Below are 11,211 nucleotides of genomic sequence, written 5' to 3' on the forward strand. Positions count from 1 at the left end.
TAGCGTATTCACGTTCATGTTACTCACATTCACTTACTGTTTGGACAACCAATCGTTCAACGCAGCACGAATATCGCGAGACACCTCATCAATGGGCTGCGCTGCATTGATCACCACGATAGAAGGATCGCTATGTGCTATGTCTAAATATCGTTCACGAGTACGTTCAAAAAAGCTAATATCCATCTTTTCGATTCGGTCTAACTCACCCCGACCTCTCGCTCTTTCTAGGCCGATGCGCGGATCAATATCCATATACAACGTAAATGCAGGCTTAAAGTCACCCAATGTGGTATCACGCAAGTTCTTCATTAATGTGGCGTCTATTTGACGTCCACCGCCTTGATAAGCTTGAGAAGACAGATCATGACGATCACCAACCACCCACTGTCCGTTTGCCAACGCTGGTTTAATTACGTTTTCTACCAGTTGTACTCGCGCAGCATAGAGGAGAAGTAGTTCTGTCATGTCTTTCAACTCCTCCCCTTCATGCTCTTCTTTCACCAACGCACGCATTTTTTCAGCCAGTGGGGTTCCACCGGGTTCACGTGTATTCACGATGTCCTGAATACCCGCTTGTTTGAGCGTGTCTAATACCGTTTGGATCGCCGTGCTTTTACCTGCGCCTTCAAGGCCTTCCACAACAATAAAGTTTGCTTTCATCATCTGTTCTTTCTTAATTCTCGTAAATAGGCACGCACTGCGCGGTTGTGCTCGGCAAGCGATTTAGAAAAGACATGCCCGCCTTTTCCACTTGCGACAAAATATAAATAACCACTGCTTTCTGGATTGAGCGCAGCTTTAATAGAGGCTTCTCCCGCCATAGCGATAGGGGTTGGCGGCAGTCCATCAATGACGTAGGTATTGTAAGGGGTCGATGTCCTTAAATCCTTTTTACGGATATTTCCATCATAGTCATCACCCATGCCATAAATCACCGTTGGGTCGGTTTGCAAGCGCATATGACGGTTTAATCGATTCACAAACACAGAAGCGACACGTTCACGCTCTGAGTCAATAGCGGTTTCTTTTTCAATAATAGAAGCAAGGATTAATGCTTCGTATTTGTTCTTAAGTGGTAAATCAGCTTGGCGTGACTCCCAGCGACTATCTAAAATGGTGTTTAACTCATGGTGGGCACGCTTAAGTAACTGGCTTTCACTAGCACCTGCCGTGTAATGATAAGTTTCAGCTAAAAAGAGCCCTTCTAACTTATCACGTTGAATACCTAGCTTGGCTGCCATATCCTTTTCTGGCAAGTCACTGAGATCGTGCTCAATATAGGGAGCGTCTTTCAATAAATCGATCCACTCAGAGAAACGACTACCTTCAACAAACGTTATAGCAAACTGATGTTCTTTGCCACTATTGAGGTGCTCTAAGGCTTGGTAGAACGACATCTTCGTGTCTAGCTGGTAAGTACCAGCACGCACTTGTACTAGTTCAGGATAGAGACGGGGGATCACTCGCGTGTAATCTGAAGCCTCGATAACCTGCTCTTCAATCAACTGGCGTATTACTTGGTTAAAGCTAGCACCGCTTTTAACCGTAAATAACTGAGGTTGGTCAATTTGGATTGGCTGATTGATATAGTGTTTTGTCTGCGAAACGACGTAATAAACACCTGCAGCGCCAAGCAAAGCAATTAGCACAATAAAAGCCAATAGTTTTTTAATCACTTAGTTAAATTCCCTTGCAGTCGTTGAGTCAGTTTCCCTTGTGGAAAAAGCATTTTTTTATTGGAAATAGTAATACTCCTGATAGGAGCAATACCGAGTAGTGAGTTACACATGAACGCTTCATCAGCATCAAGCAGGTCTTCCAAAAGATAGTTGCCTATGTTCACGTACGTCTTTTCGGTAGCGAGCAGCTCTAACACCTTACGGCGCATGACGCCCGCGACACCGGACATGGTTAATTCGGGCGTGAAAACCTTATGATCTTTAACCCAAAAAAGGTTGGCCATTGTAGTTTCAATGACATGGTTTTGCACATTTAAGGTCACAGCGTCCGCAAATTCGGTATTTTCAAGTTCTGCTTTGGCAAGCACTTGCTCAAGTCGATTGTTATGCTTGTGTCCGGCAAGAAGCGGCTGAATTCCTAAACGGGTTTCACATAAGCCAAGGTCTACACCTTGTTTACGCCAAGCAGGATAATGACTCGGATAGGAGAAATTTGAGATAGTCACGGTCGGTTTGTCAATCCCTGCTGGGCTATACCCTCTTCCACCATGACCGCGGCTAACATGGATTTTAACGCCTGCGTACTCGTCTGCCATTGCAGCTTGATTCGCCCACTCTAAGACAAGAGACCAATCGGGAGAAGGTATCATTAATGCTTTCAAACAAGCATCAAGCGCTCAACATGCGCTTGCCAATAAAGCAGTTCTCCTTCCTTGGTGAGAATAGTGGTAAAACAACCGTCTCCATACTGAAAGGAACGGTCATCCAAGGAAACATGAGACTGCGGAACACCATTTACCCAAAACATTCAGCTACCTTTAATTCGCAGATATCAAATAAAACAAAACGGCTCAATGCTAAGCATCGAGCCGTTAGATTACAAGTTCTGACAGTCCAAATAAGGACTATTCTGCGAACTTTTTAAAGACTAAAGAACCGTTCGTACCACCAAAACCAAACGAGTTACAGATGGCATACTCCATACCATCTACCTTACGCGCAGTGTGTGGAACTAAGTCGATATCTAGACCTTCTTCTGGATCATCAAGGTTAATTGTTGGCGGAACAATTTGATCAACCAACGACATAATTGTGATGATCGCTTCAACTGAGCCAGCAGCACCAAGTAGGTGGCCAGTCATAGACTTTGTTGAAGATACAAGAACTTGTTTCGCGCCTTCTTCACCAAGAGCACGTTTCACACCCTTGATCTCTGCAACATCACCAGCTGGAGTCGACGTACCATGTGCGTTAACGTAACCCACTTGTGTACCTGTGATGTTGGCATCACGCATTGCCGCTTCCATCGCTAGTGCACCACCTGAACCATCTTCACTAGGAGAAGTCATGTGGTAAGCATCACCAGACATACCAAAGCCTACAAGTTCAGCGTAAATCGTCGCACCGCGAGCTTTTGCATGTTCATACGACTCCAGTACAACGACGCCTGCACCATCACCGAGAACGAAACCATCGCGGCCTTTATCCCAAGGACGTGAGGCTTTTTGAGGTTCATCATTACGGGTCGATAGCGCTTTAGCAGCACCAAAGCCTGCCATACCTAAAGGTGTGGACGCTTTCTCAGCACCACCTGCAACCATTGCATCCGCATCTCCATAGGCAATCATGCGAGCAGCATGGCCGATGTTATGCAGACCTGTCGTACATGCGGTAGAAATCGCAATGTTTGGACCACGAAGGCCACGCATGATAGATAGGTTTCCTGCAACCATATTAACGATGGTTGATGGAACAAAAAATGGACTGACTTTGCGAGGGCCTTTTTCAACTAACGCGGTGTGACCTGATTCGATAAGTTCTAGGCCACCAATACCTGAGCCGATTGCAACACCAACTCGAGCCGCGTTTTCTTCGGTAATTTGTAAGCCAGAGTTATCTAGAGCTTGGATACCCGCTGCGATGCCGTACTGGATAAACAAATCCATTTTACGTGCATCTTTTTTAGACATGTACTCTGTGCAATCGAAATCTTTAACAAGACCTGCGAAACGAGTCGAGAAATTCGTAGTATCGAAATGATCGATATCCACGATACCGCTTTGACCTTCTAGCAGGGCTTTCCAAGATGATTCGACTGTGTTGCCTACCGGTGACAACATACCCATGCCAGTGACAACTACACGATGCTTGGACACGATATAATTCTCCGGGAATTAAATTCTATTGTGAGAGGATAGAAGAAGTTAGAAAAAACTCAGGCGGTCTAGGAGACCGCCTGGAAGAGATAATTACTGAGCGCTGTTTACGTAGTCGATTGCAGCTTGAACAGTAGTGATCTTCTCAGCTTCTTCATCAGGAATCTCAGTGTCGAATTCCTCTTCTAGAGCCATAACTAGTTCTACAGTGTCTAGAGAATCAGCACCTAGATCGTCAACGAAAGAAGCTTCGTTTTTAACTTCTGCTTCGTCTACACCTAGCTGTTCAACAATGATTTTCTTTACGCGTTCTTCGATGTTGCTCATTTTTCTTTTCCTTTACAGATTTCGCCTAATGCGATGTTTCCGTAGTTTATTCGAACTATTGAAAGTTGCAAGGGGGTCCTTGCTGGTCAAACCACAAAATTAGCGAATTTAACCGAATTTCAATACATTTTTGACTTAAATCATGCACAAATCTTGCGCACAAGCACGACAAGCTTATAACAGCTACCAGCAACTATAGGCTATTTTAAAAAATGTAAAATAACTTATTTTGCATAAACTGTCATTTTAAACCATGTACATGCCACCATTTACATGCAAAGTTTCACCAGTTATGTACGCTGCTTCAGGTGAAGCAAGAAATACAACTGCTGATGCAATTTCACGTGGATCACCCAAACGACCGGCTGGTACATTCGACAACGTTGCAGCACGTTGGTCGTCATTTAATGCTTTAGTCATGTCTGTTTCGATGAAACCAGGAGCAACAGTGTTCACTGTAACACCACGAGAAGCAACTTCACGAGCCATCGATTTTGTGAAACCGATCACACCTGCTTTTGCTGCTGCGTAGTTAGCTTGACCTGCATTGCCCATTGTTCCGACAACCGAACCGACGTTGATAATACGACCTGCACGTTTTTTCATCATGCCACGTAGTACCGCCTTCGACATACGGTAAATCGGAGTCAAATTCGTATCGATGATGTCATTCCACTCATCATCTTTCATGCGCATTAACAGATTATCACGCGTGATACCCGCGTTATTTACGAGGATATCGATAACACCGAACTCTTCATTGATCGTTTTCAGTGTTGCTTCGATAGACTCGACATCTGTTACGTTTAGTGCAAGACCTTTACCGTTACCGTCTAGATACTCACTGATTGCAGCTGCACCGCCTTCAGATGTTGCCGTACCAATAACGGTTGCACCGCGCTCAACAAGAAGTTCTGCGATCGCGCGGCCAATACCACGACTGGCGCCTGTCACCAGCGCGACCTTACCTTCTAGATTCATCATGTTGTGTTTCCTTTTCTTATCGTGGCGTAAGCACTAAATTATTTCGCTGCTTCTAACGACGCGACATCGTTGACCGCTGCTGCACTTAACGTTTTCACGATACGTTTTGTTAGACCTGTTAGTACTTTACCAGGACCAAGCTCAAGCAGAGTTTCAACGCCCTGCTCGCTCATTAGCTGAACGCTTTCAGTCCAGCGTACTGGGCTATGTAACTGACGAACAAGCGCGTCTTTGATTTTAGCTGGGTCAGTTTCTGCTACCACATCAACGTTGTTAATAACAGGAAGTTGCGGTTGATTAAATTCGACTGACTCTAGCGCAACGGCTAACTTCTCTGCCGCTGGCTTCATTAGAGCGCAGTGAGATGGTACTGACACAGGAAGAGGAAGCGCACGTTTGGCTCCAGCTTCTTTACACAAGGCACCAGCTCTCTCTACCGCATCTTTACTACCAGCGATAACAACTTGTCCAGGAGAGTTAAAATTGACAGGAGAAACAACCTCACCTTGCGCAGCTTCTTCACATGCTTTTGCAATAGACGCATCATCCAAACCAATGATTGCGTACATTGCACCCGTGCCTGCTGGTACTGCTTCTTGCATCAATTGGCCACGAAGTTCAACAAGCTTGATGCTTCTTTAAAATCGATAACGCCTGCACAAACAAGTGCTGAATACTCACCCAAACTGTGCCCCGCTAAGTTAGCTGGCTGCTCAAGGCCTTGTTCTTGCCATACACGCCAAATAGCCACAGACGACGCTAACAATGCTGGCTGTGTACGGAAAGTTTGATTTAGATCTTCAGCAGGCCCATTTTGAACAAGCGCCCAAAGATCGTAACCTAGTGCGTCAGATGCTTCTGCAAAAGTTTGTTTTACTACGTCATATTGTTCGCCTAGATCTGCAAGCATACCGACAGCTTGAGAACCTTGGCCTGGAAATACGATAGCAAACTTGCTCATGTTTTATCCCTTTAAGCAAAGTAAAAAGAAATAAGATGCACCAAGTGCACCTTAAATTTTGAATTCTCGTGAAACCTAGAACTTCACCAGGCAGAACCCCAAGTGAATCCGCCACCGAATGCTTCAAGCAGCAACGTTTGTTCACGCTTGATACGACCATCACGTACCGCTTCATCCAGCGCAGTAGGTACTGTCGCGGCTGACGTATTGCCGTGCTTGTCTAGTGTGACGACAACCTGATCCAGTGACATAGAAAGCTTTTTCGCGGTCGCTGAAATGATCCGGTAGTTCGCTTGATGCGGCACTAGCCAGTCTAGTTCAGATTTATGCATATTGTTGGCTTCTAGCGTATCTTTGACTAACTTAGACAGCTGAGTCACCGCAACTTTAAACACTTCGTTACCAGCCATATGCAGCCATTTATCCGCATCTTGACCACGCTGAGGCACTTCTAAACTCAATAGATCGCCAAATTTTCCGTCAGCGTAAATGTGCGTGGAAATGATACCAGGCTCTTCACTTGCACCAACAACAACGGCGCCCGCACCATCGCCAAACAAAATGATGGTTGATCGATCTGTCGGGTCACAAGTCTTAGACAACGCATCGGAGCCAATAACCAGTACCTTTTTACACATGCCTGATTTAATGTGTTGATCAGCGACTGAAAGGCCGTAAATAAAGCCAGAGCAAGCCGCGGCAATGTCAAACGCCGGGCATCCTTTAATGCCTAGCTTCCCTTGCACCTGACAAGCCGATGAAGGGAAAGTATGGCTACTACTTGTTGTTGCGACAATAATCAGGTCGATATCATTTTTATCGATACCCGCCATATCGATAGCTTGCTCAGCAGCCAAATATGCCATGTCAGCTACAGTTTCATTTTCTGCAGAAATTCGACGCTCTTTAATACCCGTGCGAGCAACGATCCACTCATCACTAGTATCTACCATTTTCTCCAAGTCTGCGTTTGTACGCACCTGAGATGGCAGGTAGCTGCCAGTACCTAAAATTTTGCTAAACATGAAGACTAATAATGCCTCTCGAGTAAAACCGCTTCCAAACGATCGCTAATACGGCTTGGTACTTGTCGTTTGACCTCATGTACTGCCTCGCCAAGTGCATTGACAATCGCAGATACATCCGCACTTCCATGGCTTTTTATGACAATGCCGCGCAATCCTAGCAAACTTGCGCCGTTATACTGGTCGGGGTTCAGTGTTTTTAGTTCAGTAAATAGCCGAGAAAACAACTTTCTAGCAATCCAACCCTTTATCGTAGAGGCCATCATACTGCTTTTAATTTTTTCGATAAAAAGTTGAGCAGTTCCCTCACTAGCTTTCAAGCATACGTTACCGACAAAGCCATCACAAACAATGACGTCAGCAACATCATGCAAAATTTGATTACCTTCAATATAACCGACAAAATGGATTGCATCAGTTTGGGAAAGCATTTCTGCGCAACGTTTAACTAAATCGTTGCCTTTAATTTCTTCTGCACCGATATTTAAAATTGCCACCCGGGCCCGATGACCTAAATGCTGTTCAGCCAACGCACTGCCCATCACTGCAAACTGAAACAGACTGTCTGCGTCACAAGATACATTTGCACCTAAATCCAGCATCCAAGTACGTTGACCACTCACCGTAGCAACGCCGATACCAACGCAGGACGCTCAATTCCAGGAAGTAATTTGAGAACAAAACGAGATAGCGCCATCAAGGCTCCGGTATTGCCTCCGCTGACGCAGGCGTCCGCTTCCTGATCTAAAACCAGTTCAATCGCTTTACGCATCGAGCTATCTCGGCTATTGCGCAATGCCAATGACGGTTTTTCGCAGTTCGATATAACTTTCTCGCTATGAAGAATAGCCAAACGAGGACCGGTAGAAACACCTAATTGAGATAATTGAGACGTGATCAAAGATTGATCACCAATAAGGATCACTTTTAGCTCTGGGAAATGAGACAGTGCCTGCACGGCGGCAGGCACTGTTACGCGAGGACCAAAATCCCCGCCCATTGCATCAAGTGCAACGGTAATACTTTGCAAAGGATCAACCTTACTTGTTGATAACCTTCTTGCCACGGTAGTAACCTTCAGCAGTTACGTTGTGACGTAGGTGAGTTTCACCAGAAGTCGCGTCTACAGATAGTGCAGCTGTAGTTAGCGCATCGTGTGAACGACGCATACCGCGCTTAGAACGAGTTTTACGGTTTTTTTGTACGGCCATTGACCCTACTCCTATACTATTGGGTTAAAAATCTGAATAAGAAATGGCTACCACACCGTTTACTTTTTCAGACTTTTCAAAACGTCGAATGGGTTCGGTTTCTTTTCCTCAATTTCTTCAGGAAGCTCACCAAAAACCATGTTATTTGAATCAACGCTACAATCCGCTTCATCGTGCATTGCTATTTGAGGCAATTCTAAGATGAACTCATCTTCAACCAGTTGTATAAGGTCTAATTCACCGTATTCATTTAGATCTACCAAATCATAAATGTCTGGTGCTTCCTCTTCCGTCTTCTCACCGTAGTAAGGAGTGTAAAGGAATTCAACTTCACACGCGTGTGTGAATACCTCATTACAACGCTGACATTCTAAATCGACGTCGATGTTAGCTTTACCAGAGATAACAACGAGTCGCTGTTCATCCATCTCAAATGACAATGAGACTTCTGCGTCGCGTTTTACGCCTTCAGTTGCTTTCGCTAAGCGTTTGAAAAGACTCGCCTGAACAATGCCATCGTAATCTAATCGTTTTTGTGCCGCTTTAGCCGGGTCAACCGTTCGCGGTATCTTTACCTTTTGCATAGGGCGCGAATATTATCTTCCAAATCAAAATTAGTCAAAGAAAAAGGCAAAAAAGTTGTTCTTTTTTGCGCTTATCATACAGAGCATTAGCCAGAATCATTTTTGATCGTTTATCCTATCGGAAATGCTCTTGTGAATTGTAATTCAAAATGAAAAATTACCAACTGGTTTTAGCTTCAACTTCCCCTTTTCGCAAACAACTGCTGGAAAAGCTTTCTATTCCATTTATTTGTTTATCACCGAATTGTGACGAAACGCCTCTAGATCACGAAAAACCAACAGAACTCGTCATGCGACTAGCAAAGAATAAAGCCACTTCCTGTCGTGTTGAGCAACCGAGTTTAGTCATCGGTAGCGATCAAGTTTGTGTGATTAACAACAATATCGTCGGTAAACCACTCAATCGACAAAACGCCATCACACAATTACTTGACCAAAGCGGCAAAGTCATCACTTTTTACACAGGTCTTGCCGTTCACAACACCGACACAGGCCACACTGAAACGGCTTATGATACCTTCGAGGTGCACTTCCGCGATTTAACTCGTGAACAGATTGAGCGTTATGTTGATAGAGAGGAGCCATTTTACTGTGCAGGCAGCTTTAAAAGTGAAGGAATGGGAATTTGCTTATTTACACAACTGTTAGGTAAAGATCCGAACACGCTTGTAGGTTTGCCACTGATTGACTTAATTGACATGTTGCGCGTTCAAGGGTTGGATGTTCTTTAATCCAAATAAAATTGAGGGAGCCAATGGCTCCCTTAGGTGTTTTTTAGATTAGAAGTTGCTTTTAGGCAGAAACGTAGGCGAAAAAACACCGTTAAGCTTTTCTTAAACCAGCCAGCATTTTTTCTAACTTAGGTTCCATCTTCGCGTTAATTTCCATCCACTCATCATTGGAAGGATGCTGGAACTTGATATTCGCCGCATGGAGGAAAAGTCGGTCTAAACCAAACTGTCCTGTATAGGCATCAAAACGACGATCGCCATATCGGTCATCCCAAGCAATTGGATGGCCTGTATACTGAGTATGCACTCGTATTTGGTGCGTACGGCCAGTAATAGGGCTTGCTTGAATTAGTGTCGCCTGCTCAAATTTTTCGAGTACTTTAAAACGCGTTTCAGACGGTTTTCCGTTTGGGTTTACCCGTACAATGCTATTTACTTCATTTTTTAGCAGCGGGGCATTCACGACTTTACAACTGCTTTTCCATTGCCCCATGACTAAAGCGAAGTAAAACTTCTTCACCGTCTTTGCTCGAAATTGAGCTTGCAAGTGACGTAAAGCAGAACGTTTTTTCGCCACCAGCAAAATTCCCGAGGTGTCTCTATCAATACGGTGAACAAGCTCAAGGAAGCGAGCTTCAGGCCGCAATGCACGTAACGCTTCTATTGCCCCAAATTTTAAGCCGCTGCCACCATGAACAGCCGTACCCGATGGCTTATTGAGAATTAACATATGATCATCTTCATAGATGATCATATGTTTTAACTCTGCTACGCGGTTAAGCTTAGTGCTTGGTGCTACGTCGTCTTCTTTCTTTTCTATCGTTACAGGAGGAATACGAACCAAATCACCTGATTTGAGTTTGTATTCTGCTTTGATGCGTTTTTTATTGACGCGCACTTCTCCCTTACGCACGATTCGATAAATCATGCTTTTGGGAATGTCTTTTAATTGGTTACGCAAAAAATTATCAATGCGTTGACCGGCCATGTCTTCGTCGATATCGACGAACTGGACTTGTGTTCTTATTTCGCTCATGGGCGCTATTGTAAACCCAATTCCGTTCGACTTCACATTATTCTTGTCGCAAAACAAACAGTCGACAGTATAGCTAGTCTAAAAATCGCCAAGTTTTTGTTTAAATTATTAAAAGTCTCAATCAAGTTCTCCGTTTCTTTTCGATCTTATCCAAATTACATGATTCAATTGCTTATGAAACAGCCAGTTATCAAATAGAAAATTTGAATTAAGCACCAATTTTTCTATCGTTTAACTCAAAGCAGATTGCTGATAGCCACGCGCACTGCTATAGTTCACAGCTGCTAAGGAAGAGTTGGTTACATTTCATTCATTACCAATAAAAATTCCTCAAGCAATGTGAGTAGATTGTTGATAATCAAGTGCTGCATTGGCGTAAGACACGTTGATTTCAATACTCTTGCCACTCTACTCCTCGCATATTCACGTTGAGTACCTACCGCCCAACAGCGGGTTACAAGTCTACGTTTTCGACAGAGACCTAAAGAGATTTGTAATAACTGAAGTGCCCTAG

The 11,211-nt window shown here is 44.2% G+C and carries 10 protein-coding genes and 3 pseudogenes; 1 reads left to right on the forward strand and 12 read right to left on the reverse strand.

Translation table 11 applies throughout. From position 1 onward, the window contains the following. Positions 1-33: 33 nt before the first annotated feature. From tmk to yceD, 11 genes and pseudogenes are all read right to left on the reverse strand, one after another. Positions 34-666 carry a dTMP kinase gene (gene tmk / locus SU60_RS15965; RefSeq protein ID WP_041156400.1) on the reverse strand — a complete coding sequence of 211 codons (633 nt, stop codon included), beginning with the start codon at positions 664-666 and terminating at the stop codon, positions 34-36. Next, positions 663-1,679 (reverse strand): endolytic transglycosylase MltG, encoded by a 1,017-nt coding sequence (mltG, locus tag SU60_RS15970; protein ID WP_041156401.1) that lies wholly within the window; start codon positions 1,677-1,679, stop codon positions 663-665. The genes tmk and mltG overlap by 4 nt, the downstream gene beginning before the upstream one ends. Then, positions 1,676-2,490: pseudogene (gene pabC, locus SU60_RS15975) on the reverse strand (aminodeoxychorismate lyase). The gene mltG and the pseudogene pabC overlap by 4 nt, the downstream one beginning before the upstream one ends. 97 nt (positions 2,491-2,587) lie before the next feature. After that, positions 2,588-3,838 carry a beta-ketoacyl-ACP synthase II gene (gene fabF / locus SU60_RS15985; protein ID WP_041156404.1) on the reverse strand — a complete coding sequence of 417 codons (1,251 nt, stop codon included), beginning with the start codon at positions 3,836-3,838 and terminating at the stop codon, positions 2,588-2,590. Positions 3,839-3,931: 93 nt separating this feature from the next. Then, positions 3,932-4,165, reverse strand: a complete 234-nt coding sequence (acpP, locus tag SU60_RS15990; protein ID WP_004406112.1) for an acyl carrier protein — start codon at positions 4,163-4,165, stop codon at positions 3,932-3,934. 246 nt (positions 4,166-4,411) lie between these two features. Next, positions 4,412-5,146, reverse strand: coding sequence for a 3-oxoacyl-ACP reductase FabG (gene fabG / locus SU60_RS15995; protein ID WP_041156445.1), 735 nt, complete (start codon positions 5,144-5,146; stop codon positions 4,412-4,414). Between the two features lie 41 nt (positions 5,147-5,187). Next, a pseudogene (gene fabD / locus SU60_RS16000) lies at positions 5,188-6,110 on the reverse strand (ACP S-malonyltransferase). Positions 6,111-6,193: 83 nt separating this feature from the next. Continuing rightward, positions 6,194-7,135 carry a beta-ketoacyl-ACP synthase III gene (locus SU60_RS16005; protein WP_041156405.1) on the reverse strand — a complete coding sequence of 314 codons (942 nt, stop codon included), beginning with the start codon at positions 7,133-7,135 and terminating at the stop codon, positions 6,194-6,196. A 5-nt stretch (positions 7,136-7,140) separates the two neighbouring features. Beyond that, positions 7,141-8,165 (reverse strand): annotated as a pseudogene (gene plsX, locus SU60_RS16010) (phosphate acyltransferase PlsX). 10 nt (positions 8,166-8,175) lie between these two features. Continuing rightward, positions 8,176-8,346: a 50S ribosomal protein L32 gene (gene rpmF / locus SU60_RS16015; protein ID WP_014232495.1), complete on the reverse strand. Its 171-nt coding sequence runs from the start codon at positions 8,344-8,346 to the stop codon at positions 8,176-8,178. Between the two features lie 59 nt (positions 8,347-8,405). Then, positions 8,406-8,930, reverse strand: a complete 525-nt coding sequence (gene yceD, locus SU60_RS16020) for a 23S rRNA accumulation protein YceD (protein ID WP_041156406.1) — start codon at positions 8,928-8,930, stop codon at positions 8,406-8,408. A gap of 149 nt (positions 8,931-9,079) precedes the next feature. Here yceD and SU60_RS16025 point away from each other — a divergent pair, with 149 nt between their 5' ends. Further along, positions 9,080-9,661, forward strand: coding sequence for a Maf family protein (locus SU60_RS16025; RefSeq protein WP_041156407.1), 582 nt, complete (start codon positions 9,080-9,082; stop codon positions 9,659-9,661). Between the two features lie 91 nt (positions 9,662-9,752). Here SU60_RS16025 and rluC read toward each other — a convergent pair whose 3' ends face one another. Further along, the gene (rluC, locus tag SU60_RS16030; protein WP_041156408.1) at positions 9,753-10,697 is read right to left on the reverse strand and encodes a 23S rRNA pseudouridine(955/2504/2580) synthase RluC; all 945 of its coding nucleotides are present in this window, start codon (positions 10,695-10,697) and stop codon (positions 9,753-9,755) included. Between the last annotated feature and the right edge of the window lie 514 nt (positions 10,698-11,211).

Source organism: Vibrio mytili (genome assembly GCF_000830505.1).
GTDB classification, from domain to species: Bacteria; Pseudomonadota; Gammaproteobacteria; order Enterobacterales; family Vibrionaceae; genus Vibrio; species Vibrio mytili.

Coding starts and splice junctions, on each gene's coding strand:
- tmk (WP_041156400.1), bottom strand. CDS start 666: ATGATGAAAGCAAACTTTATTGTTGTGGAAGGCCTTGAAGGCGCAGGT.
- acpP (WP_004406112.1), bottom strand. CDS start 4,165: ATGAGCAACATCGAAGAACGCGTAAAGAAAATCATTGTTGAACAGCTA.
- fabG (WP_041156445.1), bottom strand. CDS start 5,146: ATGAATCTAGAAGGTAAGGTCGCGCTGGTGACAGGCGCCAGTCGTGGT.
- SU60_RS16005 (WP_041156405.1), bottom strand. CDS start 7,135: ATGTTTAGCAAAATTTTAGGTACTGGCAGCTACCTGCCATCTCAGGTG.
- rpmF (WP_014232495.1), bottom strand. CDS start 8,346: ATGGCCGTACAAAAAAACCGTAAAACTCGTTCTAAGCGCGGTATGCGT.
- yceD (WP_041156406.1), bottom strand. CDS start 8,930: ATGCAAAAGGTAAAGATACCGCGAACGGTTGACCCGGCTAAAGCGGCA.
- SU60_RS16025 (WP_041156407.1), top strand. CDS start 9,080: ATGAAAAATTACCAACTGGTTTTAGCTTCAACTTCCCCTTTTCGCAAA.
- rluC (WP_041156408.1), bottom strand. CDS start 10,697: ATGAGCGAAATAAGAACACAAGTCCAGTTCGTCGATATCGACGAAGAC.